This window comes from Corynebacterium sp. HMSC074C01 (assembly GCF_001814605.1).
In the GTDB taxonomy this organism is placed as follows: domain Bacteria; phylum Actinomycetota; class Actinomycetes; order Mycobacteriales; family Mycobacteriaceae; genus Corynebacterium.
Window position 1 is genome coordinate 63,126 of the sequence record NZ_KV817274.1, and the last position, 26,960, is coordinate 90,085.

At 61.4% G+C, this 26,960-nt stretch carries 20 protein-coding genes and 1 tRNA gene; 16 read left to right on the forward strand and 5 right to left on the reverse strand.

All coding sequences use genetic code 11. The features are described 5' to 3' along the window. Positions 1–168: 168 nt before the first annotated feature. Positions 169–1,197: a prephenate dehydrogenase gene (locus tag HMPREF2978_RS04840; protein WP_070744402.1), complete on the reverse strand. Its 1,029-nt coding sequence runs from the start codon at positions 1,195–1,197 to the stop codon at positions 169–171. Between the two features lie 39 nt (positions 1,198–1,236). On the opposite strand from HMPREF2978_RS04840, the gene HMPREF2978_RS04845 reads away from it, so the two are divergent. The 4 genes from HMPREF2978_RS04845 to HMPREF2978_RS04860 all read left to right on the forward strand — a co-directional run bounded on the left by HMPREF2978_RS04845 (position 1,237) and on the right by HMPREF2978_RS04860 (position 2,692). Next, entirely contained in the window at positions 1,237–1,740 is a 504-nt protein-coding gene (locus tag HMPREF2978_RS04845; protein WP_070744404.1) for a tRNA adenosine deaminase-associated protein, read from the forward strand. Between the two features lie 34 nt (positions 1,741–1,774). Further along, the gene (locus tag HMPREF2978_RS04850) at positions 1,775–2,218 is read left to right on the forward strand and encodes a nucleoside deaminase (protein ID WP_070525274.1); all 444 of its coding nucleotides are present in this window, start codon (positions 1,775–1,777) and stop codon (positions 2,216–2,218) included. Positions 2,219–2,311: 93 nt separating this feature from the next. Then, positions 2,312–2,509 (forward strand): CsbD family protein, encoded by a 198-nt coding sequence (locus HMPREF2978_RS04855; RefSeq protein WP_070525180.1) that lies wholly within the window; start codon positions 2,312–2,314, stop codon positions 2,507–2,509. Positions 2,510–2,601: 92 nt separating this feature from the next. After that, positions 2,602–2,692, forward strand: a tRNA-Ser gene (locus tag HMPREF2978_RS04860). A 48-nt stretch (positions 2,693–2,740) separates the two neighbouring features. Here the strand turns inward: HMPREF2978_RS04860 and HMPREF2978_RS13220 are convergent. Further along, positions 2,741–2,908: a hypothetical protein gene (locus HMPREF2978_RS13220; RefSeq protein WP_168162394.1), complete on the reverse strand. Its 168-nt coding sequence runs from the start codon at positions 2,906–2,908 to the stop codon at positions 2,741–2,743. A gap of 181 nt (positions 2,909–3,089) precedes the next feature. On the opposite strand from HMPREF2978_RS13220, the gene HMPREF2978_RS04865 reads away from it, so the two are divergent. Further along, the gene (locus HMPREF2978_RS04865; protein WP_070525182.1) at positions 3,090–5,522 is read left to right on the forward strand and encodes an MMPL family transporter; all 2,433 of its coding nucleotides are present in this window, start codon (positions 3,090–3,092) and stop codon (positions 5,520–5,522) included. Between the two features lie 6 nt (positions 5,523–5,528). Then, a complete protein-coding gene (gene tgt / locus HMPREF2978_RS04870) occupies positions 5,529–6,812 on the forward strand; it encodes a tRNA guanosine(34) transglycosylase Tgt (RefSeq protein ID WP_070525184.1) in 1,284 nt (427 codons plus the stop codon). On the opposite strand, the gene HMPREF2978_RS04875 is transcribed toward tgt, so the two are convergent. Continuing rightward, on the reverse strand, positions 6,800–7,525 hold the full coding sequence (locus HMPREF2978_RS04875; protein WP_070744406.1) for a sortase family protein: 726 nt from the start codon (positions 7,523–7,525) through the stop codon (positions 6,800–6,802). The genes tgt and HMPREF2978_RS04875 overlap by 13 nt on opposite strands. A gap of 176 nt (positions 7,526–7,701) precedes the next feature. Continuing rightward, positions 7,702–8,436: a queuosine precursor transporter gene (locus tag HMPREF2978_RS04880; protein ID WP_070525188.1), complete on the reverse strand. Its 735-nt coding sequence runs from the start codon at positions 8,434–8,436 to the stop codon at positions 7,702–7,704. A 441-nt stretch (positions 8,437–8,877) separates the two neighbouring features. Between HMPREF2978_RS04880 and HMPREF2978_RS13445 the strand changes: the two genes are divergently transcribed. The 10 genes from HMPREF2978_RS13445 (at position 8,878) to HMPREF2978_RS04925 (ending at position 25,605) form a co-directional block, all read left to right on the forward strand. Next, positions 8,878–9,537 carry a hypothetical protein gene (locus HMPREF2978_RS13445; RefSeq protein WP_246818726.1) on the forward strand — a complete coding sequence of 220 codons (660 nt, stop codon included), beginning with the start codon at positions 8,878–8,880 and terminating at the stop codon, positions 9,535–9,537. Next, positions 9,537–12,440: a VWA domain-containing protein gene (locus HMPREF2978_RS04890; RefSeq protein ID WP_070744409.1), complete on the forward strand. Its 2,904-nt coding sequence runs from the start codon at positions 9,537–9,539 to the stop codon at positions 12,438–12,440. The genes HMPREF2978_RS13445 and HMPREF2978_RS04890 overlap by 1 nt, the downstream gene beginning before the upstream one ends. Before the next feature lie 70 nt (positions 12,441–12,510). Then, positions 12,511–16,176, forward strand: coding sequence for a tubulin-like doman-containing protein (locus HMPREF2978_RS04895; protein ID WP_070744411.1), 3,666 nt, complete (start codon positions 12,511–12,513; stop codon positions 16,174–16,176). Further along, positions 16,176–19,013, forward strand: coding sequence for an AAA family ATPase (locus HMPREF2978_RS04900; RefSeq protein WP_070744412.1), 2,838 nt, complete (start codon positions 16,176–16,178; stop codon positions 19,011–19,013). The genes HMPREF2978_RS04895 and HMPREF2978_RS04900 overlap by 1 nt, the downstream gene beginning before the upstream one ends. A 23-nt stretch (positions 19,014–19,036) precedes the next feature. Next, positions 19,037–21,427 (forward strand): SaeA-related protein, encoded by a 2,391-nt coding sequence (locus HMPREF2978_RS04905; RefSeq protein ID WP_070525194.1) that lies wholly within the window; start codon positions 19,037–19,039, stop codon positions 21,425–21,427. A 2-nt stretch (positions 21,428–21,429) separates the two neighbouring features. Beyond that, entirely contained in the window at positions 21,430–21,885 is a 456-nt protein-coding gene (locus tag HMPREF2978_RS13450; RefSeq protein ID WP_246818727.1) for a GAP1-N2 domain-containing protein, read from the forward strand. After that, the gene (locus HMPREF2978_RS04910) at positions 21,879–23,126 is read left to right on the forward strand and encodes a GAP1-M domain-containing protein (protein ID WP_246818728.1); all 1,248 of its coding nucleotides are present in this window, start codon (positions 21,879–21,881) and stop codon (positions 23,124–23,126) included. The genes HMPREF2978_RS13450 and HMPREF2978_RS04910 overlap by 7 nt, the downstream gene beginning before the upstream one ends. A gap of 18 nt (positions 23,127–23,144) precedes the next feature. Continuing rightward, positions 23,145–24,104 (forward strand): hypothetical protein, encoded by a 960-nt coding sequence (locus tag HMPREF2978_RS04915; protein ID WP_070744414.1) that lies wholly within the window; start codon positions 23,145–23,147, stop codon positions 24,102–24,104. Continuing rightward, positions 24,104–25,114, forward strand: coding sequence for a TRAFAC clade GTPase domain-containing protein (locus tag HMPREF2978_RS04920; RefSeq protein WP_070744416.1), 1,011 nt, complete (start codon positions 24,104–24,106; stop codon positions 25,112–25,114). Before HMPREF2978_RS04915 ends, HMPREF2978_RS04920 begins: the two co-directional genes overlap by 1 nt. Beyond that, entirely contained in the window at positions 25,111–25,605 is a 495-nt protein-coding gene (locus HMPREF2978_RS04925; RefSeq protein WP_070744418.1) for a hypothetical protein, read from the forward strand. The genes HMPREF2978_RS04920 and HMPREF2978_RS04925 overlap by 4 nt, the downstream gene beginning before the upstream one ends. A 35-nt stretch (positions 25,606–25,640) precedes the next feature. On the opposite strand, the gene HMPREF2978_RS04930 is transcribed toward HMPREF2978_RS04925, so the two are convergent. Next, a complete protein-coding gene (locus HMPREF2978_RS04930) occupies positions 25,641–26,951 on the reverse strand; it encodes a hypothetical protein (RefSeq protein ID WP_070744420.1) in 1,311 nt (436 codons plus the stop codon). Between the last annotated feature and the right edge of the window lie 9 nt (positions 26,952–26,960).

Here is a 26,960-nt window from a genome sequence, read left to right on the forward strand (position 1 = left end):
AGAAGTCTCCAGTCAAAAGGTTCCTCTGGGGGCAGGTAAACCATCTTTAACCAGGTAGAAGGTTCGTTTGGGGGCAAACAAACCTTTTGACTGGAACCAGGTGAGGGGAAGCCGGTGAGAAACTACCGGTCAAGGGCAGAAGGTCAGGGCTGGAAGCTCGCCAACGGGTTAGAAAATCTCGATGCGCCCGCCCAAAGACTCCGTCTGGCGCAGCTGCGCCACCCAATTCGGCGCGCCCGGGTGCAAACGCAGAACCGGGCGGGACGAGATCTTCACCGGGGAGACCGATTCCTTACGAGCACCGGATCGGGCTTCGATGCGGGTGCGGGCGCGGAAGCCAGCGTCGGCAAGCGCGGCGATGGAAGGCTGCTCCGAGGCCAGCGAGTCGCGCGCATCCTGCAGCAACTCGAGGGCCTCGTCGAGGGCCTGGACCAGCGCCGTCGAGTTGGTCTCGCACATCTGGCGCACCAGGTCCGGGCGAGTACCCGCCACGCGCGTGCCGTCCTTGAAGGAGCCAGCCGCCAGGGACTGCGCCAGGATGCCGCCATTATCGCCGACCACCGCGAGGGTCTCCGCCAGCACGTGCGGCAGATGCGAAATGCGGGCAACCGCGGCATCGTGGTTAGCCACGCGCACCGGAACCGCCTCCGCGTGAACCATCTGGGTCATGCGGACCACGTCGGCAAAAATGTTCTCCCACTCGGCGGGGATGCGCTCGCCGCGCGCGTCGCACTCGGCGGCATAGTCATAGGTGATAACCCAGGCAGCGCGGTTGAACAGCCCGGTGTGGGAATTCTCCCAGCCGGATTTGGAGGTGCCGGCCATGGGGTGGCCGCCCACGTAGCGCGATTCCATGTTGCGCTCCACGATGAGCTGGCGCACCTCGGTCTTGACCGAGACGACATCGGTCAGCCCACAGCTCGGGGCGTGTTCCTGGATGGAGTCGAGGACCGAGGCAACCGCATCCATGGGCACCGCGACGACGATAAGCGCGTTGTCCTCCTCGGCGCGCCGCAGGATGGCCGGCAGATCATCGGTGACGTCGTAGCCCTGCTTAATGGCCGTTCGGGCACCAGAAGTGGAGTGGTTATAGCCGTACACGGAATGGTGTGCAGCAGCTAGGTCACGCAGGAGGGAACCTCCAATGAGACCGAGGCCGATAATGCAGACGGGGCGTTGAACATCTTGAGAACTCACGGTGACAATTGTGGCACAACCCGACTAATCTGACGAGGTATGAGCCACGACGATCTGTCCTTTGCCATCACCGTTGCCAGTGCCGAAGGCGGCTGGGTGATTCGCCCTTTCAAGGATGACTTCACCGACGTCAACACCTCCATCAAAGCGGTGCGCAACCTGCGTTCCGAGGGGGCGGCATTCGCGCTGCTGTGCGTGGAGGATGACTATTTCGTCGTCGTGCGCCCGGTGCCGGGGGATGTGCGCATGCTGCTTTCCGACGCCACCTACGCCTCCGAGGACGACTTCGCCGCGGATTTCCTGGACCTGCGCGATCTCGAGATCCCGGATTTAGACGAAGACGAGTGGGAGGACGCCGACCCGTACGGTGACGGCGATTTCGATATCTTCGCTGACCTCGGCCTCGATGAGAACCAGCTGGGCTACATCATCGATAACGAAGAGGACTGGCCTTCCGACATGCTCCTGCGCATCGCCGGCGAGCTGGGCTTTGGCGATGAGCTGGAGGATTTCATTGACGGCCTCGACTCGGATGACTCTTAAACCAGCGGAGGGGCTGGTGCGCGCGAAGGCCCGTATGCGCCGCGCCCTGGAGGTCGCGCGCACGACGCCGGCGGGGGATATCCCGGTGGGTGCCGTGCTTTACGACGCCTCCGGCAACGAACTCGCCACCGGCGTTAACCGCCGCGAGCAGCTGAATGACCCAACAGCACACGCAGAGGTGGAAGCCATCCGCCAGGCGGTGCGCGTGCACGGCGATGGCTGGCGGCTGGAGGGCTGCGAGCTGGTTGTCACCTTGGAGCCCTGCGCGATGTGCGCTGGCGCGATTCAGGCGTCCCGGGTGTCTTCGGTGGTCTTCGGTGCCTTTGAGCCGAAGACGGGGGCGTGCGGCTCGCTGGTGGAGGTATTGCGCGCCCCCGGTGCCCTCCACGTTCCCGAGGTACGCGGCGGTGTACTGGAGGAAGAATGCGCGGAGCTGCTCACGGGCTTCTTCGGGGGTCTTCGTAGCAGCGGCGTTTAGCCCCTGAACTGGTTAATGGCCCCGGAGCCGCCTTGCAATTTAGGTGTAGGCTGGGTGGTCCACGTGAGAGAAGTAGAGAGTAAGGAGAACACCATGGGTGATTTCGAGAACAAGAAGGACGAGTTCGTCGGCAAGGCTAAGGAAGCTGCTGGCAACGTAAGCGACAACGAGAAGTTGGAAAACGAAGGCAAGGCTGAGCAGGTCACCTCTGAGGCCAAGCAGAAGGCTTCCGATGCCGTTGAGGGCGTCAAGGATAAGGCCAACGAGGTCATCGGTAACCTCAAGGACTAATTCCTAGCCTCAAATAGCTGAATCGCTGTCCGCGCCGCGTGGTATGGGCAGCGATTTTGTCGCTCGGGGTTACTCGACGTAATCTGGAACGCGGTGGCGTGTCCGAGCGGCCGAAGGTGATCGCCTCGAAAGCGATTGTTGGGTAACCCCCAACCGCGGGTTCAAATCCCGCCGCCACCGCCAGATCCGGCACTCCAGTTCTTAGCTCTGGAGTGCCGGACTTTTTATTTTTTAGAAGCCGGCCCGCCCTCTATCAACATCTTTTTGGAAATCCAGCGCGGCTTGGCGTGCCTCGGGGTCGTGGTCTTCCGTGCGTTTGTGAATCCGTCGGTTCATCATGCCTGCTGGGATGGCAATGAGAAGGATGGCCGCGACGGCAATGATGATGAAAGTAGACATAGCGAGTCTCCTAGGGTATTTCAGTAATTCTGCATTGTAACGCAGGTCACGCTCTGGAGGGTTGGTTGAACTCTTACGAGACCGTTAGGGCTTCACAGCCCAACTGGTTAAACTGGTGCACATTCGTGTCCACCACCAAAGCTTCCGCGAGCAACAATCGCGCATGTGAAGGGGAATTTCCGTGGCAAAGCTGCTCTACCACCTAGGCCGCTGGTCTTACATCAACCGATGGAAGGTCATCATCGCCTGGATCTTCATTGTGGCGGCCGCGGGCGGAGCGACCTTGAGCTTGATGAAGCCGATGACCACGGAGTACTCCATCAGCGGCACGCCCGCTATTGACGCCACCCGCCGCGCGGTGGAGCTCTTCCCGGAGAACGGTAACCCGGCCAATGCGCCGTCGGTCAACCTCGTCTTCAAGGCCCCAGAAGGGCAGAAGCTCAGCGATCCGCAGAACAAAGAAGCTGTCGAGGATGTGGTGCACCACATTGCTGAAGGCCTTGATATCCCAGAGGGCAGCCAGCAGCGTTGGGGTAACCCGCTCGACGTATCGCCAGCACTTCAGCAGCAGGTCATTGAGCAGTTCACTTCCATGGGCTTGCCGGAGGAGACCGCGCGGGCGGATGCCGACAACCTAGCCATGGTCAATGCTGATGAGACCATCGCCTACACCACCTTCGACTTTGATGCGGAAAGCCCCTACTCGGTAGAGCCTGCGGATAAAGACGTGGTCCATGAAGCCATGGATATTGGCCGTGCGGCGGGTCTGGAAGTAGAGGCCGGCGGCGCGGGCTTCGGTGATGAAATCCAGGTCAACTCGATTTCTGAGGTCATTGGCCTAGCTGTGGCGTTTATCGTCCTCATTATTACCTTCGGTTCCTTGGCCTCCGCGGGCATGCCGCTTATCTCCGCGGTCGTGGGCGTGGGCCTGGGAGCGATGGGTGTCATGATTGCGACCCACTGGATGGAGCTCAACAACCTCACTCCGGTGCTGGCCGTCATGATTGGCCTGGCCGTGGGCATCGACTATGCGCTGTTCATCATGTCGCGCTACCGGCAGGAGCGCTCCCGCATGGACGGGCCGGATGCCGCCGGCATGGCCGTCGGTACAGCGGGTTCCTCGGTGGTCTTTGCCGGCGCGACGGTCTTCATCGCGCTCTTCGCTCTGCTCGTGGCGCGCATCAGCTTCCTCACCGCCATGGGCCTGGCCGCTGCGGGCACGGTCTTCATGGCTGTGCTTGTGGCGCTGACCTTGGTGCCCGCGATGCTGGGCCTGCTCGGTGATAAGGCCTTCGCCGGGCGCATCCCCGGCGTTGCCGGCAACCCCACGAAGCGCCGCCCGCGCCGCACGAAGCCAACGATGGGTAACCGTTGGGTGCGCGCGGTGCAGCGCGCCCCGGGCATCGTCATGGCCTTGGTGGTGCTTGGCCTCGGAGCTTTGACGGCCCCGGTTCTGCACATGGAGCTGGCCCTGCCAGCGGATACCACCTCCAACCCGGATACCACCCAGCGCAAGGCGGCGGACCTCCTGTCCGAAGGCTTTGGCCCCGGCATCAACGGCCCCTTCCTGGTGATCGTGGATGGCGCCAATGCCAACCCGGAATCCGCGGCGCTACAGCCCTATATCCAGGGCCAAGAAGGTGAGGAAGATGAGCAGAAGAAGGCCGCACTTTCCTCCTTCATCTATTCCGTGCAGCGCCTCAACCAGGTGGGCGGGGTCAAGCACGCCCAGCTCGTCGGCGTGAGCCAGGATATGAAGTCCGCGCAGATCATGGTCAGCCCCACCACAGCGCCTACGGATGAGGCCACGGTTGGCACCGCCGCCGCCCTGCGTACTGCCGGTGCGGAGCTGGAGGATGCCACCGGTGCCGAGATCGGCATGACGGGCCTGACCGCGGTGCAGCTCGACATCACCGAGCGCCTCGAGGAAGCCATGGGGCCGTACCTCGCCATTGTGGTGGGCCTGGCCATCTTCCTGCTGCTGGCAGTGTTCCGCTCCATCTTGGTGCCGTTGGTCGCGGGCCTGGGCTTCCTGCTTTCCGTCGGCGGAGCCTTCGGCCTGACCGTTTTGGTGTGGCAAGACGGCCTCACCGGCTTGGTGCCAGCACCCGGCCCGCTGATTTCTTTCATGCCCATCTTCCTCATCGGCGTGACCTTCGGCCTGGCCATGGACTATCAGGTCTTCCTGGTCACCCGCATGCGCGAGCACTTCTCCCGTTACCCGCAGGGCAGCGGCGGGAAGTACAGCAAGTACAACGCCAACGACGAGGCCACCATCGCCGGCTTTACCGCCGGTGCCCGCGTGGTCACCGCCGCAGCCATCATCATGATTTCCGTCTTTGTGGCGTTCATCAGCCAGCCCCTGCCCTTCATCCAGATCTTCGGCTTCGCGCTGGCGGCGGGCGTGCTTTTCGACGCATTCTTAGTCCGCATGTCGCTTGTCCCCGCCACCATGTTCCTCATGGGGCACACCACCTGGTGGATGCCGAAGTGGCTGGACAAGCTGATCCCGCAGCTGGACATCGAGGGCACCGCACTCGAGGAAGAATGGGAGCGCAAACACGCGGCAGTATCCCGTGAAGCAGAGGATAAGGCAGCGCAGCCCGTAGAATAGTTCCCTATGACTCACCCTAAGCCGCAGCTTGAGACCGACCTTTCCTTCGACGTGAAGAAGGAGCTGGACTTAAGCGGTCCAGCACAACCGGGGAAGCACGGCCGCACCGGTGTTATCCATACCCCGCACGGTGATATTCAGACCCCGGCCTTCATCCCGGTGGCCACCAAGGCCACGGTGAAGACGCTGACCCCGGAGCAGATTCGCTTGACCGGCGCGCAGGCCATCCTGTCCAACGCCTACCACCTCTACCTGCAGCCGGGCCACGACATCGTGGACGAGGCTGGTGGCGTGGCTACCTTCGAGAATTGGCATGGGCCGACGTACACCGACTCGGGCGGATTCCAGGTCATGTCCCTCGGCGTGGGTTTTAAGAAGGTCCTCGCCATGGATGTGGCGGACCTGACGGACTCCGACATCCGCGCGGCCAAGAAGGAACGCATGGCGCAGGTGGATGAGGATGGCGTGGATTTTAAGTCCGTCATCGACGGCTCCACGCACCGCTTCACTCCAGAGGTCTCCATGCAGATCCAGCATGGTCTGGGCGCGGACATCATGTTTGCCTTCGATGAGCTCACCACGCTGGTGGATACCCGTACCTACCAGGAGGAATCTGTGGAGCGCACGCGCCGCTGGGCGCAGCGCTGCCTGGATGAGCACGATCGCCTGACGCTTGCCCGCGGCCCGCAGAAGCCGCGCCAGTCCCTGTGGGGCGTGGTACAGGGCGCGCAATACGAGGACCTGCGCCGTCAGGCCGCTCGCGGGCTGGTGGAGCTTTCCGATCGCGCCGAGGCGAATGGTCGTCGCGGCTTCGGTGGCTTCGGCATCGGTGGCGCTTTAGAGAAGGAGAACCTGGGCACGATTGTGGGCTGGGTGTGCGATGAGTTGCCCGTCGATAAGCCCCGGCACCTGCTGGGTATCTCTGAACCGGATGACATCTTTACCGCCGTTGAGGCTGGTGCCGATACTTTCGACTGCGTGGCGCCGACCCGCCTGGCGCGCCGTGGTGGCGTCTACACCCTGGACGGACGCCTCAACCTCACTAATGCGCGCTTCAAGCGCGACTTTGCTGGCGTGGACGAGGAATTCGGCGGTTACGTCTCGGAGAACTACTCCCGCGCCTACATCCACCACTTGCTCAAAGCCAAGGAATTCCTGGCGGGAACGCTGTGCACCATCCACAACTTAGAGTTCATGATTCGGCTGGTGGATAACATCCGGGAGTCCATCGACGGCGGCTATTACGAGGCGTATCGCGATGAATTCCTGGGGCGCTATTACGCCAAGTGACCGGTGACGATGACGTTGTACTCCAAGTCTGTTGCGCCGTCTACCGCACAGGCGATGAGTACGATGCGCCCGGGAACCTCGGTATTCATCAGGTCGGCGTCGCTGCCGAGTTGCTCCTTGTCCACGAGGAAGGCGTTATCCACGATCCACTCGCGCCCGGCACTATCGGCAGAGGTCATGCGGATGTGGGAGCCGTTGAGGATGGGCGTCGCAAAGCGCTGCACCTGCGCCCCGTCGAGGCCCTCCACGGTGGTGGGGTTGCTCAGATCGACGTTGGCGGTGACCACCTCGGAGAAGGGGTTGAACACCAGTTTCTGTTGGCCCCAGGCATGTCCCAATACGTAGGTGGTGCCCTGCTCCGCCGTGGCGGGTGACTCACCCCAGTCTTGCACCCAGCGCACCATGGTCTCTTGTGGCCCGGCGGGGTTGAGGGGCACGACGAAGGGCATCGAATCATAGGTCGCGCCCGTGATGGTGGCTGGGCCGTCCATCTCAAACGTACCGGTCAGGGCGGGTGCTGGGCCTTGGTTGAGCGGGGGAGGGGTGGGCGCTGCGCTTGACGACGCCTCACTGCTCACCGTCGTCGTTTCCGGTGCCGCGTGGCTCGTCGTTTCGGGCGACGACTCTTCTTCCGTGCCCGAACACGCCACAAGATTGAAGGCTGTGGCCAGGCCAAGGATGGGGAGGAGGGAAGTTCGTAGATGCTTATGCATCGTCGATGTCCTTTAAGACCTCATCAAGATTAAACCGCTCGCCGGAATCCTCTGCAGCCATTTATTCTCCTTTGCTCCTGTGAATGCATCGTATTACGCATGATGGATGAAGGGAAGAGAGAAGTAGACCCCCTCAGCACAGTGCGTGCCAAGGGGGAATTCGGGACGGGTCGCTGCTACTTAGACGGCGCTGCCGTAGAGGTTTCGGCCTCGTCGATAGGCACGTAGTCCTCGCGGCGCTTGACCCAGGAGATAACCAGGGTGGTCAGCGGAAGCATGATGACCTCGCAGGCGGTCTTCCAGAGGAAGCCCACGATGACGTAGTTCAGGAAGCCACTGAAGGAGTCGATGCCGATGACGGGTGCTGCGATGGCGCAGAACAGCAGGGTATCGCCGAATTCGCCGACGACAGTGGATGTAACAAGGCGGGCGATGAGGCCCTTCTCACCGCTGCGAGCCTTCATCTTCACCAAGGTGAAGGAGTTGAGCAGCTGGCCTACGACGTAGCCGACGAGGGAAGCCAGCAGGATCTGCGGAACGAGGCCAAGAGTTGCTTCGAAAGCTTCCTGGCCTTCGTAGAAATCAGCCGCGGGCAGCCAGATTGCAATATAAAAGGAAACTGCGGCCAGAAGCGCCATGGCAAAACCGATATAAACGGCGCGGCGGGTGGACTTGAAGCCATAGCACTCGGAGAGAACATCGCCCACGATGTAGGCGATGGGGAAGAGGAAGAAGGCGCCATCGGTGATGAGCGGGCCGAGCTGGACGCCCTTCGTGGCGTTGATGTTCGAGATGAGGAAGGTAACGACGAACACCGCGACCAGCCACGGGTACAAAGTGGAATGTACCGGGATGAATCGGATGCTCTCGCCACCGTTTGTGGTGGTTGCGGTTGCCGATTGAGTTGTCATGGAACAGCATTTTTCCACGAAACTGGGGGAAGTAGAAATGGGGAGTTTGATTCTCCTTCAATGGGGAGTGCTCCCTCACCCAGCTGTTTCCTGAGAACCTGCAGTGGAACTGGCTGTTTCGGGGGTGTGCTCTCGGCGATGAGCCCATAAAGATCTACGAAGTGGGCAGAAAAAACGCCTCTGGTATGGCATTCTTTTGCTTGCAACGTTTTCGTATTCCCTGAACGTTTCCTGTCTATTGTGTGCGTGGTGCGCGCTCGAAGAGATTCGGGCGCGTTCGAATTTCGAAGCCAGAGAAAGACACGTCATGTCAGGGGGTGCGGCTACCTTGGTTTCTAATCCTTAGAGCTTTCCGGCGGATCTTCTACCTTCTGCGTCGCTAGATGGGGGAGGCACCAGGTTCGCCGGTGGCCCAACTTTGTTTAAGGGAAGGTCATCGATATGACGTTTGGTTCCCCAGGATCGTCGCCGCAGTTTGGCGGGCGCCCGCCGCAAGGAGCTAATCAGCCAGGTGCAGGTTCCGGGTTCGGCGCGCCCGGTGGGTCTGGGGGCCCTGGTGGCTTTGGTGCCCCGAATCCGGCGCAGAACCCTTCCTCCGGTCCTGATTTTGGTCAAGGCTCCGGTTTCGGCTCTGCCCAGGGAAGCCCTGCAGGTACTAACCCTAGTTCAGGGGCAGGCGGCTCTTTCGGCGCGCCGGGCTCGTCTGACGGTTTCGGTGAATCCTCGCCCGCGCCAGATTATCGCCGTCAGGTGGCAGCACCGACGAGCCCAACGAAGGGGCCGTGGCCGCTGCTCATTGCCGCTGGCGTTTCTGCAGTTATCGCGCTGATCCTGTTGGTGATTGCGCCGCTCGTCGCTTCACCGACGCAGACTCTGTTCTTTGTTCTGGCTATCGGCGGATGGCTTCTTGCCGGAATCGTGTCCTTTATCCTCTTGGGCCTTTACACGCTGAAGAATACGCAGCGCCAAGCCGAGACCTTTTATGTTGAGGACACCACGCAAACCTTGCTCTACCGCATCATCATGGGCGGAAGTTTTGTTCTTGTCATTGTTGCTGCGGTGGAAATCGCCTTCTACGTAGGAAAGGCGGTTGGCGCCTAATGAAGAAGTTCACTCGAGTTCTTGCCCTATCCGCGGCGATGACAATCGCTGGCTTCGGTGGCAGCCTGGGAGCGGTAGCCCAGGACGCTCCGCCGCCACCTCCTGAAGCTCCTGAAGCCCCAGAAGCTCAGCCGGAGGAACGCCCTGAGGGAATCGGTTCCGAATCCTCGCTCTCAGAGGTATCGCAAAAGAACTTGTCCGATTTCGGCTCCTGTATTGCCAGCGAGAAATCTGCAGACCTGCTTTTCGTTCTTGACCAATCAGCGTCTTTGGTGGGATATGAGGGCTCGCAGCCGACAGATGCCGATGCCTTCCGCGTTGATGCCACGGCGGACATCGTAAAGCAGCTGGCCAACCTCGGTGAAGACAATGGCGCAGACATCAACGTGAAACTCGCTGGCTTCGGCTCTGACTACTACAGCGATCCGGCCGAGTACGGCGGATGGACCAACGTCTCCGGTAACGGCGATGCCCTGCAGGGTGAATTGGATAAATTCCGCAAGGAGGACCGCGTTGCGGACCTCGAAACCAACTACGGCGCGGCCTACAAAGGCGCGTTGAAGGAACTGGCTTCTCACCAAGGCAGTAGCTGCCGCGGCATCGTGTTCTTTACCGATGGCAAGTACTACACCGATGCCGAGGCCAACGATCTCCAGGGTGCGCAGGACAAGTTGTGTGAGGTCAATTCCTCTGTCACCGCGTTCCGCAACTCCAATATTCGCCTCTTCAACGTGGGCCTCGTTCCGGCTGCGGAAGCCCAAGATCAGGTTCGCCAGCTCACCCGCATGGCGGAGGGCGAAGACTGCGGCCAGGGTGCCCCGAACGGTGCATTCTTTGACGCGGGTGAGGACCCAGCAGCGCTGTTTGCAGCCTTCCGTAACCTCATCCCCACCTCAGGTGGTGTGACCAAGGACGGCAACTTCAAGGACCAGTTTGATTTCGTCCTCGATAACTCCGTGTCCCCTGTGCGCTTGTCGGCGGTGCCGAAGAATTCGGTGGATGAAGGCGAGCTCATCCCAACGTTGACTGGTCCCGATGGCGAAACCGTGGAGCTCAAGCCGGATACCGCCAGCGTCGCCGGCGCGAAGGTTTCCGTAACGGAGAACAACAAGCTGCCGGGCATGGTTGATATCGCGATGGAAAAGGAGGGCGACGCCTGGGAAGGTGCCTGGACCTTTGGCTACAAGGTGGCTGAAGGCACGGAAGGTGAGTACCTCGCATCCGTCGTCATGGTGCCGGGCCTTAACCTGAACCTCAAGACCGAAGACGGGGCCAAGGTAGAAGGCGGCATCAACTCGGACAAGATCCTGAAGGGACAGCTGGTCGATGGCAAAGGCGAACCCCGTGCGCTAGAGGGCGAGGGCACCCTCTACGCGGAGTTCGTACCAGAGGATGGTGCCCCGGTCACCCTCGTAGAGAATGCACCAATCACCGATGGGCAGCAGGTAGATATTCCGCTGGACAAGGTGGAAAACGCGGCATCCGGTCAGTTGCGCACCCGCGTGGAGATCACGACTAAAGAAACCGGTCAGCGCCCGGGCTCTAAGCTTGACCCCATCAACGCGGAAACGCCGCTGACCGTTACCCCGGTCAATATGCCGACGGTGGGCTCGGCACAGACAATCACGATGACGGAGAAAGAGATTACCGTCGACGTTCCCGTGACCGGCCCCGGCAAGGCGTGGGTAGCGGATCAGACCATGGATTCTGATGGTGGAATGCTTCCCGCGGGAGTTCCTTCCGTTGCAGTGAGTTCCAAGCACAACTCGGAAGATTCCGCACTCGAGCTCTCCAAGGATGAGAAGGCAACCATCCCGGTGACTCTCAGCGTGGAAGAGATGGCGGATGGACCACTGCGCGTGGAGCCGTTCATTAACCTGCAGTCTGCTGAGGACAACCAGCAGATGGAGCTGCCGCTGACGCTGCAGGGCTCCATGACCGCACCATTGAGCAAGTCTGCTTTCGGCCTCTCCTTTGTCCTGGCGGTACTGCTAGCACTGCTGATTCCGCTGGCCATTCTGTACTTCATGAAGTGGTTTAGCGGCCGCATTCCGGAAAAGCCCCGCATGTTTGCGAAGACCATCCCGGTACGCCGTGATGGTGCGGACCTCGTGCGTACCGATACCGGCCGCCCGTTTTCGGTGTCCAAGGATGAGTTCCAAGGTGCCGTTCCGGTGGAAGCCTCTGCACGTTCTGCCCGCTTGGGCAGCAATGACGCGAAGGTAAAGATGGGGCTGAGCCCCTTCACCGCCGCCCACGTGGAGGTCCAGCGCGATGGCACTATCTCCGGCAAGGGCAAGAAGTCAGGTTACCGGGCAGTGTTGCCGCTTGCGGTGCAGAATACGTGGTTCTTCATCGGCAACAAGAAGGACCGCGATTCCGGCGAGATTGTCATGACCATCGATACGTTGGCACAGGCTAGCGCGTGCGACGAGATGTCGAAGGAAATCAGCCGCCAGGCCCTGCAACTCTTTGACCAAGTCGAATTCCCAGCCGAAAAGGCTGAGAAGGCCCAGACGCCGCCGCAGGTAGGCCAGCCGGGGCAGCCGGTCCCGCAGAACCAGCCTGGCTCCCAGCCGCCGAGCGGTCCGCCGCCGCAACGCGCCCCGCAGCAGGGTGCTCCGCAACCTGGGGCTCCCCGCCCTGGTGGGCAGCAACAGGCGCCGCAACCTGGTGGTTTCGGCCAGTCCCAGCCTTCGGGCCCATCACCGCAGAGCCAGCCAGGTCGTGCTGAAGAGCCGGGGCGCCCCGGCTTCGGCGGAGCACCACACTTTGGTGGTGGATCTGGTTTCGGCGGCGGCCCGAGCTTTGGCCAACCGGGCCAGCAGCGCCCAGACAATCCTGGTAACCCTGGTAATAACGGCGGCTGGCCCCCAGCCCCGGGATTCGGCTCCCAGGGCTAAGCCGGTTGAGCAGCACACAACAGCCATAAACAGCACAGAAGCGAACCTCCCCTTCGAAAGGTAGTTAAAGATGAAGAAGTTCCTCGTCGTCGGTTGCGGTGGCTCCGGCGCCAAGACGCTGGCGTTCATGATGGACCAGCTCAAGGCCGAGCTGCGAAGCATTGACCCGGATATGACCGAGTTGCCCAAGGCCTGGCAGTTCGTCAACATCGATGTGCCGCTCGAAGAGGAAGCGGGCCCGCAGAAGCTGCCGAATGTTACCCAGAACGGCGGCCACTACGTAGGCATTGGTGCCCGCCAGAACTACAACACCTTCGATGAGGGCGTGTCCAGCATCCTGGGCCGTGCCGGCAAGCTCGGTGAGATCGCAACGTGGGCCACCCGCAACCCCTCCACCAACGACGTGAAACTGGCTGACGGCGCCGGCCAGTACCGCGCAATTGGCCGCATGCTGACCCTTCCGAATCTCAAGAAGATCCGCCAGTCGCTCAAGGAAGCGGTGGATGAGATGTTCACGCAGGAGGCAATCCAGGAGCTCAACCGCCTCAACTACAAGCAGACCAAGTTGGACACCGATACCGGTGATTCCCAGCCGGTTGTTCTCGTTGTCTCATCTATGGCGGGTGGCGCGGGTGCCTCGATGTTCTTGGATGTGTGCCGTGTGCTCACCACTATTCCGAACGTGAACCCGCAGGGCACCCTCATCTTCATGTACACCCCGGAAATCTTCGCCGATAACAAGGCGGATGACATGGCCGGCGCGTGGCCGAACTCGCTGGCTATGTTCGGTGAGGTCGTCGCCGCGCAGATGGGCAACGCCTATGAGCATGACCGCGCTATCTTCGAGGCCTTCGACATGGGCACCCCGCCGGAGGGGCAAACCTTCGGCCGTATTTTCCCCATCGGTTCCAAGATGGGTACTACCAGCGCTCGCTTCGGCGATGGTTCCGCCATGTCCATCTACCGCGGCCTGGGCCGTGCGTTGGCGGGGCTGATGGCTTCCACCAAGGCCAGCGATAACCTCGTGTCCTACGCGCTGACTAACACCCCGGCCGGTGACGGCGGCCGCCGCTTCTTCGGCTGGGATCGCCCAGACGGCACGCCGTGGGGCCGTCTACCGTGGGGCTCGCTGGGCTATGCCCAGGTTTCGATGGGCCGCGACCGTTTTGCCGAATACTCGTCCCAGCGCCTTGCCCGCAGCGCCTTCGAGCGCCTCTTCAACGGGCACCTCGACCCGCAGAACCCCGAGGCCGGTGAGATGCAGATTGCTAAGAAGCTAGAGGAGCGTCTGCCCAACGCCTTTAGCTCTATGACTCTTGATCCTTCCTGGGCGCAGGGCGGACAAATCGATAGCGGCAGCGTCTGGAACTGGCTCAACAGCGTGTTCGGCGGTCAGGCCCAGCAGGCTGCGGACAGCGCTGCGAAGCACCTGCAGAGCTTTATTCCGGTGGGCCAGGGTCGCAACGTCAACGAATGGCGTGAAGAGTTTGAGGGCAACATGGCAGATCCTCGCAATGAGCAGGCCATCGCATCGGTTCTGAACAATGCCGCCTATGACATTGTTTACCGCTACGCCAACTTCTTCAGCGATGGTGTCCTCGCCACCGTGGAGTCGGAGCTGGCTGCGGTGGGTGTGCCCTATGTGCGCGAGATGCTCTCCAAGATCACGGATGTGCTCACCAACTCCGACCGCCTCCTGCCGCGCCTGTCTGAGTACTCCGGCTACTACCAAAACACCCGCGTGCTGGCGAAGCCGGAAGGCGCGGATCCTATTCTTAGCCCGCTGACCGGCAAGGGCCAGATGACGGACCCGACTCCTACGGTTAACGCTCTGATGGGCCTGTACTTCAACCAGTTCTACAGCTACGCCCTCATGGCCATTGCTCACCTGCTTAAGGATGTCCTGCAGGACTACGCCGATGAGAACCTCTTCCACCTCAAGCGTGAGTTGGGGGATGCCCACGCGGTGCTGGAGAAGGCCGTGTCGAAGCGCCCGGAGACCAACAAGTTGGCTGACGTCCGCACCGACGAAGTCAACTCGTGGCCGACGGAGCTCGATGAGGTCGTGGAAACCCGTTTCAAGGGTGCCGAGAACGAGATTATGCTGACGGACGTCAATACCTTCATCTCGGATTACCGTGACCAGATGCTGCGTACCATCCAGGGCCAGCAGTCCACCTCGGATGTCACCAACTACGAGCAGGCTTATCCCTTTGCGGTGCGTGCGGTCATCCGCGGTGAATGGGAATCGCTCGATGCGGCCCAGGCACCGAATGACACCCTAGCCCCGCAGAAGCGCACCAACGATGACTACTCCAACCGGGCTGGTTGGGTATCCAAGTACCTCTCGCGCCATCCGCAAACTGGTGAATCCCGCGAATCCCAGCGCGCGCACTACCATGCCAAGATCCGCCCGACTGATCTTCTGGAGCGTTCGCGCCAGTGGATTAACCGCCGTGACTATGAGTTCCAAAAGTTCAACTCGGTGGATCTGCGCCGCTACCTCACTCTTACCCCGGACATCAACGAGGTCGAGCACGCAGAGCGCCAGCGCCGCTTCATCGAGGCTTTCCAGCTGGCCCTGAGCTATGCCCGCCCGTTGGCCGCTGTTAACGATGACATGGTGCAGCGCATTCACGGCAAGTCCGTGCAGTACACCTACTCCTTCTCCGATATCCCGTTTGCGGAGCTCGGCTCTGCAGAAACTGGCATTGCCTCCCAGCTGGAGTCGGTGCTCAGCCGCCCGGAGATTGACGGACCTTCCACGGTGGCGCTGCGCAACTCGCTGAACATGTCGGACCATGTCCAGCACATCGAGATCTTCGGTTCCTACCCCAACTACTCGCCGATCGTCTTCTCTTCGATGTTCAATTACATCGCCAAAGACATCGAGAAGCAGGACAATTTCGACGGTTCCTGGTGGTCGGAACGCCGCACCCGCCCGCTGCCGGCAGCCCTGCCGTTGACGAAGACGGAGCGTCAAGCCATGGTGGCAGGCTGGATCATCGGACGCATCACCGGCCGCGTCTACATTTCCAACGCCGATGCAGCCAATGCAGCAGCCCACATTTTTGATGACACGGATGGTGGCGTGAATGGCTGGGTTGATTTCCCGGATCCGCTGCTTATCTCGCCGCGCCGCATGATCAAGAAGTCCGATTGGATGCCTTCGGTTCTGGAGTCCATCTTCATCGCCTACGCGAAGGTGCAGGAAACCGGGCGCTACGGATTCGCTTCCTCGCTCTACCCGTACCAGCTGTTGCGTGGGCTTTTCGACGACGGCCTGGACTTCGCCCACTCCGGTGCGTCCACGCACCCGGTGGTTCACCGCCTCGCGCAGTTCTTGGCATCCGGTGAAGCTCCGAACCGTGGAGTCATGGGTACCTCCATCCAGGACCGCTACGAATCCTTCGTGGAGGAGCTGGATAAGTTCACCCGCGGCGCAGATCACTTTGTGCCGGGCCATACCAACTCCTTGCCGGGACAGGGACGTAAGGAAAAGCCCTTTGCGGAGGTACGCTCCCGCGAGGTCGCATCGCACACGCCGTACTACCGTGACTTGGCGCTGGACGTCATCGAGGTAGTTCCGGTTATCCGCAACTACCTGAACCAGGCTAAGACTGTGGCGGAAAATCCCGTCGCCCAGCCTGCCCCGCAGGTGCGCAGCTCCGATTCCGGCTTTGGCCAGGACGTCGCACCGGAATTCAACCTCAACGACCTGGATGACACCTTCTAATGACGAACGTAATCTTTTTCGGACACGGCGCCACCGCGGATGACATCCGTTCGCGACTTAGCGATTTGCGTGCGGTTGGCCTCCTGCAGGACTTCCTCTGGATTGACTATGCCCACCCCACCAGCGGGGCTGTTGTGCGCTCCTTCACTGAGGAGGGCACGGCGCGCTTGTCGACGCTCGACGATGCCCTCCGCAGCTTCAGCGGGGACGTCCTCCTCGCCACCATTGACCCGATGGATGCGGAACAACCGCAGGACGTCGCCAAGCTCACGGAGTGGGTCGGGGCCGTCGATCAGCGCCTGATTCAAGCCTCCAACCTGCGCGTGCGTTTGCTGCTCTCCGCCCTGCCACGTGAGAGCGTGGACATCGCTCCGCTGCAGGGCTGGAGCAACCTCGTGCTCTCCCCGGAGGAGGGTGGAACCCCGGCTTCTTCGCGTATTCGCCCCATCAAGCGCACCGCAGATGGCTTCGAGCTTGCACAGTTTGCGGCCCCAGCCGTAGCCAGCATCTTCGGTCTGTGGCGCGGCATGCCCGAGCCGGCAGTGCTGGATCCGGATACGCATCGCGTCATTGAGACCGGTGACCGGCAGCGCTTCCGTTTGGTGCGCGCCTTCCACCGCACCATCGATGCCGGTGATATCGAGGACAAGGTCAGGAAGGCCGTCTTCGATCCCGGCCAGCGCTTACCGCAGCCGCAGGTCAATAACATTTCCCGCGCCGTGCACTTCGCCAATCCGGAGCAACTGACGGATCAGTGCGCCCAGATGTTCATCAACCAGGAGATTTCCCCGTTGGTGAGCGCTCCGACCGCCTATGAGGAGCTGCAGTCCCACAAGGTCAGCGGCTGGGCGGCGCTGAAGGATAACTTGCGTTTGTACTGGTCCACCGTGGTGGGCAAGCCGCAAGATTGGGTCGAGGGCCAGCGCGGCGCAATGAACAAGAACGCGGCTACCTTCCTGCAGAAGATGCTCTACGGTGCGGACTCCAGCGTGGAGGTCGTCTTGGCCGGGCACTCCGGCAAGGGCAGCGGCGCGACGAGCGTCGACGAGCTGCGCCAAGCCAGTGAGCACACCATGCGGGTCGCCCGCGAGCAACAGTTCTCCTTGGGCCAGGAGCCGCAGCTCTCGCGCACGTGGGAGGCCTATCACGATTATGCGCTCGGGCTTGTCGACGGATCCTGGCGCGACAGCATCGACACCAAGGGCCTGCGCAATAACCAGGGCAACATGTACATCGTGCAATACGGTGGCCAGTCCGTGCAGGATGTCAGCGCTTCTTTCGAGGGCTTCCATCCGCTCATGACCAGCACGTTGGGCTATACGCACGAGTCCCAGGCAACCGTTGCGCCTTTCGATCCGGTGGGTGCCGAGCGCTTCGCTGCCGATATTGAGTACACCAGCCAGCAGACCCGCAATGAAGCAGTCAGCCGCAAGAAGCACGAGTTTGCTTCGTGGCGAGCAAAGAACAGCACCACTTTCGCGTGGAAGGTGGGCCAGGGCCTCTGGGAGAAGCTGGGGCACGCCCAGCAGAAGTACCGCGACGCGCACGCCAAGGCACGCGAACTGCAAGAGTTGGCCAACAGCTTCCAAGCGCGTGACTTCAATGCGGAGAACAAAGCGCTGACCCGGAAGCTGCGCACGATGTGGATCGTGCTCTTCGTGGTGCTTGCTCTGATGACCTACATGGTGGCCGGCCGCTACAACGCGGACTTGCCGTTGGGTGAGTACCTGCAGTGGTTCGACTGGCCGTGGTACGTCGTGGGTATTATCCTGGCTGTTCTTCTTTTCCTCGTGTGTTCTTGGGCGGTCTTTACCAAGGCCCAGCGCGAGATCTTTGACTACGTGCAGCGCCGCAAGCTGTTGAACCGCAACCAAGAGATCGCCGCGCAGAATCTGGCGACGGCCTCGGCAGAAATCTCGCGTATCTCCAATGCCTATAACCAGTTCTTGAGCTGGTCGGCATTGCTGGGCCGCGCTATCTACGCGCCCTTTGGCCGCAAGGAGACGTCGAGCGATCATCTGCGGACACCGCAGTCGGGTCTTCCGGAGAACGCTCGCATTGCCCAGGCCGTGCTCAACCGCGATGATGCCGTGCGCATGACGGATGAAATCCGCTCCCACATCTTCCAGACGGAGTGGGCGCACCGCTCGCTCAAGTCCCTGCTCGATGACATGAATGACACCTTTGAGCGCAACCGCACTGGCCACTCGGCAGTGGCACTCAATGAGATGTGGGGCATGGCTGGCCTCGGTTCCAGCACTGCGTTGGATAACCTATCGCGCAGCCTTGACCACCCTTATATGCAGGACCGCGACCTCAAGCAACAGGAATGGCAGAAGGTTATTACGGATCCCCGCATGGCCCGCAGCCTGCAGCAATACCTCAGCCGCGTGACCTTCCGTGAGGAAGGCGGCAGCCGCGTTCAGAGTACCGCCGAGTTCCTCGACGGCATGAACCAGGAAAAGGGCGCTCTTCAGGCCTTTAGCCCCAATGCGCTGACCAACGCGGGTGGCGCTGAAGGATATACCGAAATCGACGGCTCCCGCACCCGCATCGTGGAGGTGGACAGCCAGACCGCACTGACCAGTCAGCTCTCACGTTCTGTGACGGTGGTGCAGTACGGAAAGATCACTGATTTCAAGTACTTGATCCCGGATGCGGCGTCTGGTGCTCCGTCCTTTAAGGATTCCTCGGACTTCTCTCTGGATGATCTGGATGACATGGACCACATGGGCTTTAAGTCGCCGGGGCAGAGCACCAGCGAAGCCCCGACCATGCCGCCGACGTTTGGCCAGCCGGAAGCACCGGACCTCTCAGACCTCGACGAAACTTTCTGACGAGACCTTCTTAAGGAACGTTGATGACACACAACCAGAAACCTTCGATTGCGGATGTGCCGCTGAGTGAGCTTAAGTCCCTGCACCAGCTCAAGCGCGTAAACGCCGACGATGTGCGCGCGGCTGTATCAGCGCCGTTTAGGCAGTTCGCCGAGCAGATCGCCGCCGCGTATAACGGCGAAGCGGTGGAGTATCCGGAGATGAGCGCGCAGGCGCGCAATGCTGTGGTGGACCAAGAACGTGCCGAGCAGGAACGCGCGGCACAAGAGAGGGCGGCACAGGAGCGCGCAGAACGCGAGCGCGCCGCACAAGCTGAAGCGCAGGCTCGCCAACGCGAGCAAGCACAGCGTGCCGCTGCAGCCGGCGGTGTAGCGCAGGCAGGCTCTGCGGCTCAACCCCAACCGGTGCCAGCAGCGGCACAGCCGCACGATTTCTTCGCCGAGTGGGAGGCACTGCAGGCTGAGGAAGAGCAAAAGACTCAGGTCAACGAAGATGATTACATCAAAATCCCAGACTTTGGGATTAAGGCGGAGTACCAGTTCCGCCAGGACCCGAACTGGGAAGCCCCTGGCATCGACTTTGAAGTTGAGGTGCCACAAGAGGCGGCGCTGGAGCAGGAATCTCAAGAAGAGCCTGGATACGGCATAGAACCAGAACCGGAGCCGGAGGATTCTGATCAGCGCCATCCGGTGCGCCTGTGGTGGCCGGAGCTGGAGCACGCACCGGATGAGGTGGTGTTCTACCGAGTCGTCGCCGATGACGCAGAGATGGTGGCGTCCCCGGATGCCGGTGACACCCTCGTCTACACCAAGGGAACCGCGTACCGCGAACACGAGCCGGGCGAGACAGGCTTGCGCCACTACGCGGTATGGGCTTATAAGGGCCGCAACCTTCGCGAGCTCGTCAACAGCCAGCCGGTATTCATGGGAGACACGGGCGTGGTCTTCCCGCCGGTGAATGTTCAGGTGTCCACTATCAAGGGAGCCATCCAGGTGTCCTGGGACCTGCTGCCGGGACACTCGAGCGCCATGGTTTATGCCTGCCGCGATAGCGAGAAGGAAAAGCTGTCCCCGCGCTTCGAACAAGACGTGGACAGCAGCGGGCGCAAAGCGACTATTCCGGTGCAAGAGACCGGACAGACCGTCGTCATCTCTCTGCTGGGCCAGGCGGAGTTCCACGGCGCTACTGAGCAAAGCCAAGACGAAGTCGCAGTCCAGCGCTCCGTGAAGCTCGCCAGCGAGCTGGAGAAGCTGGAGCTCTCCCGTTGTGAGCGCCGCAGTGAATACGGGCAGGACACCATTGAGGTGGATTGGTACTCGCCCAAGACCGGCGAGGTAAAGATTTATCTCACGCCCACCGCTCCGCAGGCGGACCTGCGCACGTCCGCAGTGCCGAAGACCTACGTCGAAAGCGCGCTGTCGAGTGCTATCAGTGAGACCCGCGGTGTGTCCGAACCGGGTTCCTTCCAAACCACCACGGTGCCGTGGCCGCCAGATTGGTACGAGGTGTACATCACCCCAGTGAACTTCAACGATGCTGATGCCTGGGTGGGCGAATCCAAGGTGCTGCAGCGCGTGCAGTCTATTGAGGATGACCAGTTCCGGCTCATTGAGCGCGTGGACAGCCAGCTCATCACCTTCGATTGGCCGAAGGGCGCGACGGCGGTGGAGTACTCCACCAACCGCGAGCACGATCAGATCCGCGAAGAGGACTACGACCTCCAGGGAGGCATCCGCCTGCACCTCGATCAGCACGGCGATACCGTGCGGCTGAAGCCTTACGCGGTCTTCGCGGGCAAGCGCACCGAGGGCAACGAGCGCGTGATCCAGTACGAGGGTCTGCGCCCAGTGACCTATGACTTTGAGGTCGATAACTCCCAAGGCCAAGTCAGGGTGTTCCTCTGGAGTTTGGGCAACGGCGATAAGCGCCAGTTCTCCTGCCAGGTGGTCTACCGTGCTGACCGCCTGCCGCTCTTCCCCGAAGACGGCGAGGCACTCGGCATTGTGGAGACCAACCTGCAGAGCACCACGCACGTGGCTCATGGCTTGGGCCCGATGCGCGGGCAGCACCCAGATTTCACGGTGTCGCTCGGGGAGCGCATTCAGCGCGGTGGCTTCATCCGCCTGTTCGCCGTCGAGGGCTTTGATAGCCAGGTTGATACCTCGTTCGACAGCTTCGGCGGTGATGATGCCTTCAGTGGCTTCGCGGAGAGCTATAGCGATGCTTCCTCGACGCTGAGCGCATCGGATAAAGCCGTGGTGGTGGAAGGCGATGTGTCCTACAGGCTGGGGCTGTACCCACCCGTGCAGAATCAGGCTCCTAACTATGAGGCGCAGTATGAGCAGCAGAACTACGAGCAGCAGAACTACGGGCAGGATTATTCGCAGGATCAGTACTTCCAAGGAGGCCAGTAGTTATGGGCGGCGCCTTTAGCTATGCATCATTTTCCCGTGCCAATGGCCGCGCCGGTGGCTGGGGAGTAGGTCAGAAGGCCGGTGATATCACCCAGGAAGAGCTGGCTGAGCTCGTGTCCTTCGTACCGACCTCTCTCAATAACGGCACGACGATCCCGGATTTCCCCTCTGCCCAGCAGCGCGCGGAACTGGTTCGTCGTACCGCGGTCTTTGCGCTCACCCCTGAGGCGGAAAAGTGGGTCACCATGGTGTCTGTCCCCGCGGGCTTGGATGCGACCGGCCGCGGAGGCAACGTCTTCACCTACACGTCGATTTCGCGCACGGGAACCCCGCCGACACCGGCGACGGTTCTGTTTTCTCCTGACGTCCCAGCGCCTTTTTCCATCTACGAGGTGGACAAGGTACAGATTCCGGAAAGATCTCAGCGCGCGGACCGTTGCACTCGGACGTGTTGCTAGAAGAGTTTCTGGATGGCGAGTTCCGCTACCCAGAGAAGCTTCCCGCACCGTTCAAGGCGGTAACCCCGAACCCGAATCCGAGCTTCAACCGTGCGCTGGTTTCTGCCATGGCCACGGTGTTGAATTCCCGCAACGGCCTAGTCATTCTCGTGGCCCCGGATAACCAGGCAGCGCTGTGGATTGCTGCCACCGCCCGCGAGGTGGGGGAGGATGGTTTCGGCTTCTCTACTTTCGAAAAGGCCGCCGCCATCAATGAATTCCCGCTGAGCACCTCCACCATGCTCGTGGTGCCGCCGAGCGAGAAGCAGCGTCTCGCGGAGACGGCGATCCCCGGTAATCCAGTCGTGTTCGCTCTCGATGAGGCCCTTCCAGACGTCAGCTCCTATGAAGCAAGTGCCACGGAAGAAGCTGAGTCTGCGGCCCCGGAGCCACAGCAAGAGCAGGCCGAGCAGCGCACAGTTTCGACACCCACAGCAGAGGAGAACGCTGCAACCGATAGCGAACCTGCACAGCGAGACGCGCAGAGCTTCCAAAGCTTTGATGATTCCTGGGGTCAGGACCCAGCTGATTTCGGAGCGCCTGTTGTAGACTCCTCACCTTTTGCGCCCTCGGGCACTGGCCCTGCGGGTATTCCGCCGAATCCCCTCGATGCGCCTGAGTTGAGCACGTCGCAGGAGAACCCCTTTGCTACGAAGGCGGAGGCCGCGCCGTCTGCTGGTGCAGACACCGCGCCGGCAACGGCAGCGGGCGGCAACGCCAACGTTCCTGGGCTCAGCGCCGAGGAGTGGCATAGACTCAAGGAATTCGATCCGCGTTGGTGGATCGAGCACCTAGACGTTAACCGTGGTCGCTCAATCCAGTTGGCCTACCTCGACAAATCATCACTGGGTGAGGGGCTGGACAAGCTGCTGATGTCCGCAATCGTTGCCTCTTGGGTGTTCTATTTCCCGCGGGACTTCAACCTCTTGGCTGAGGATGCCCTGCAGCCCTGGGAGAACCGCGAGCTCGAGCACATCGGATACCTCACCGCTACGCACTTTGCGGGAATCATCGCACTGGATCATTGCGAGCGCTATGCCACGGGGCGCGTCGCCATGTTGCTGGATGGCACGACACAGTTGCTGGCGGAGCGCTCAGCTCCCATGCAGCAGCGACCAGGACCATCGCTTTTTGAACCGAACACAGCATGGCAGCACCGGGGAGCCGCTCCCGGTCAAAACACAGGATTCCCTGGAAGGTAAGAGAAGGAAAGAAGCGTCATGGCTAAATACACACTGCGGGACGGAGAGTCCCGCCGCATCGGCTCAGACGGCATCCTGCGCGTCGAAGCCTTCGAGATGGGAACCGGCGGCGCCTCCATGGAGCTGGCGATTTTGGGAGAAGGCGTTGATGCCGTGCGCGTCCACGACCTCTCCATCATGGTGCACTCTCTGCCCGAGCGCGCCACCATTGTCGTGCGCCCGAAGCGGAATGGGACCTTCGGCCTGCGCAGCGAGGTCCGTCTGACGGTGAGCAACGCGAGTGATTCGGTGACGTTCCCGCGCGTGCTTATCGACGCCGCCGAGGACTCCGCCGAACGCCTCGCCGAGGTCACCCCGGAATCCGGCAGCTACCGCTTGGAAGCATTCGGCACGACTGAAGGCGCGGGAATTACAGATTCAGCCCGTGAGGTGCGCTCCAAGATGCGCCGCGCGGAGCTGGATGTCGCAGACCTCGATAATGTCACCGTGGTCGTCGATGGCTCCGCCTCCATGCAGATCAATGTCACACCGAAGATCGTCGAGGCGACCGCCAAATACATCGATGCGCTCTCCGATGCTTTCCGGCACTTCCGCGCCACTGATGGGCAGGACAGCATCGAGACCCATAAGGTGGATGAGCTGACCCGTTTCATCGCGGGCGTCATTGATAGTGGAGCGGAGCGCGTAGGCCAGCGGCCGTGGCGCTTGCCGACTCTCACCTCCACGTCCTCGCTGGTCATTTACGTCACCGACTCTCCCGTGGCCTCCATGCTGGAGACCCACGTGCCCACCGTCGTGCTCATCACGAGCGCCATCGGCCGTCAGGAACTGGAGCTCGCGCGCATCAACGGAACCCCGGCTCATGTGGCCTATGCGGTGATCGACGAGGACGTCGTCAAGCAGCTCGAATCCGGCGTGAACACGGAGCTTTCGGAATTGACCGATCGCGTCACCGCCATGCTGAAAGAGAGGAACTAATGAGCCAGGCACGTTGCCCGTGGACCTTTAAACCGCTCGAGGATGGTGTGACGGTGAGCCCGTACACCAACCGGGAGCTGCTGCAGGGATGGACCGACGCCGTGACACATTGCGTGGCCATGGCCGGTGCGCGTAACTCCGGTAAGTCGCTCTACACCGCGGTGATGATCAAGCAGCTCAAGCAGCTGGCGCACAAGCACAACCGCTCCGTCCAAGCGGCGGATGAATCCACGCGCGAGCGTTACGCCGAGGTCTATGAGAAGCCGCTCTTTGAGGAGATGCGTGCCATGGACCCCACTCCAAGTGCGGTGGCTACAGACGCCTACCAGCGCGACCCGCTGATTTTTGAGCTCGGCAAGTGGCCTGATGAGCAGGGACACGAGCGCATGAATTACTTGGTCTTCCGTGACGTGGCGGGTGAGGACTTGGAGAATCCTCCGGAGAGCGAAGCCGACCGTGAGAACCTCGCGTTCTTCTCCCACGCGGATTTGGTGATTTTCCTCTTTGACCCGCTGCGTGTGCAGCAGATTCAGGACTTTATCCACGGCCTGATTCCCAATATTGGTGAGCTCGGTGCGGATTCCTTGCGGGTTCTGGACAACCTGCTGGCGCTGCTCGATACGGATACTCCGCCGCCGCTGGCCGTGACCATCTCGAAGTTCGACACGGTGCAGAAACTTGAGCAGGTGGATGACGTGCGCTGGAAGAAGCTCATGGCCAACCGCGGCTCCGCTTTCCGTAGGGATACCGGATGGAACTTCCGCGATTCGGACCGTTGGATGGTCCACCTTGAAGCCGAATCGCTCTTGCGCTTCTTGGGTGCTAATGACCTCATCAACAAGCTCTACTCGGCAGCACCGCGCGACGGTAGCTTCTTCGTGGTCTCCGCGTTGGGGGAGGCCCCGACGGGTCGCCAGCTAGCGCGCAGCGGCATTGCGCCCTACCGCGTTCTGGATCCCATCCGCTGGCTGCTGAGCCGCCGCGGTGTCTTTGCGCAGGATGTGTCATGACCTTCGGTAGCCCACAACCACCAGGAACCCCGCAACCGGGCTCGCCTGCCGCACCCGCGCCGGACTATCGCTACGGCGAAGTCACCGAATCGGTCCGTCAGACCCGCCGCGCAGCTGATATGAAGGCGCAATGGGCACCGTGGCCGCTGAAGATTGCAGCGGTACTGGAGGTCTTCATCACGAGCTACGCGGTATATAACATCTGCCGGCTCATCGCCTTTGAAAACAGCCCGGCGGCGGTAAGCCGCACGGATCAGCTTTCCACCGAGCTGGGCGTGTTACTCGCCGTACTGGTTCTCTTGGTGTGCGCCCTCACCACCTATGTGCTGCACGCGCAGCAGTCCGCGCGGATTGCGCTGACCGTTATCAGCGCCATCGTGGTGCTGCTCATTCCGGCGAGTTCGGTCATGCCCGCGTCCATTGCATCGGCGGTGGTCATTGTGCTGCTGTGGCTGCCGGCGAACCGGCAGTGGTTCGGCGGCCAAGCGTGACAAGCGTGACAAGGTTAGACCTTGTCACGTGTGGTTTAAGCCTTCTTGCGCAGCTCCTCGAGCGCGCGGACGTTGTTAGCCGCGGCAAAGAGGTTGAACGCAATGTGGTACATCTTGCGCCCGCGGTCTGTTGCGTCGGCGGAAGAGTAGCGATCACCTAAAAGTTCGGCGACCTCCGCCATGGCGTTTTGCTCCGACGGCGTCGTGGCTTCGGCGACAGGGTGCCGATCCAAGAAGTCGAGCAAAACCTGGGTGGATTTAAACATGTCCTGCGCTTGCACGCGGAGGCTTTCGGAATACAGGACGGTCCACTTGGCGGATACGGGAAGGCTCTCGAGCTTCAGCGAATCCACGTAGCGCGAGGCCAGGATGTCATAGGCCTCCTCCGGATCGCTGTGGCGAATATCGAGGGCCACGGTCTTGAGCAAAGCATGGAGCTCGCCATCGAGGTCTCCGCAGCGTTGGAACTCGCGGGCAGCAGCGGCAAAGCAGGCCACCCGCTGCTCCAGGTCCGAAGAGGAGTTCTGTGCGGCATCGCTATAGAAGCGGGCCAGCATCACTGCGGGGAGCTGCTGGTACTCCTCGTCCGCGCGTGCGTTGGAGAGGATGGTGAAAGATTGCGTAGCCACGCGCTCGCAGTCGGCGGCAGAATTAGATGCCCAAAGCGCGCCCACGGCGGATTCGAGGATGGTGCGGAGGATGTCACCCATCGTGGCCCCTGCGCCGTCGAAATCTCCTCCGGTGACGGCGTCGTTGATAGCCACGAACTCTGCAGCGTGTGTCTTCGCATCACCGCTCTTGGCGGATTCTAGGCGCTCTTGTAGCTCGGCCAGCGATGTGTTGCTTGCGGATCCGGAGGACACCTCCGCGCTGGCGGGAGCGGATTCGGAGAAGTCTTTCTGGCTGGCCGCGGTGCGCGCTGCGGAAATCTCATTCAACGCCGTGTCGTCGCCAGCTGCAGCTGCCTTGGCCGCAAATTTTTCTGCTTCTTCAGTGTTGTTGTTATCCAACCAGGCGCGGGCCACGCGGGTATAGCCGGTAGCCACGAGCGCGGGCTGTCCGGTCAGCGCGCCTAGTGAGGCAATGGTGAGAGAATCGTCGATGTTCTCGATGGTGCCGGCAGCCACGCGAAGGGTTTCGCGGGCCTCCAAGTATTGGGCGGCGGGGAGGGCGTCCTCCACGCTTCCCAGGAACCTGTCATCTGCGAGTACTCGGTTGATCTGCTCATCAATGTGGGCGGATTCATCGGTGGGGAGAGAAACCCCTGGCGCCTGGGCCCGCGCGAAGGCGAGCATCTTTTCGGCGTCGGCAGAATCAAGCAGAGGATACGTCGCATCAGAAGCCATGGGGGAGAT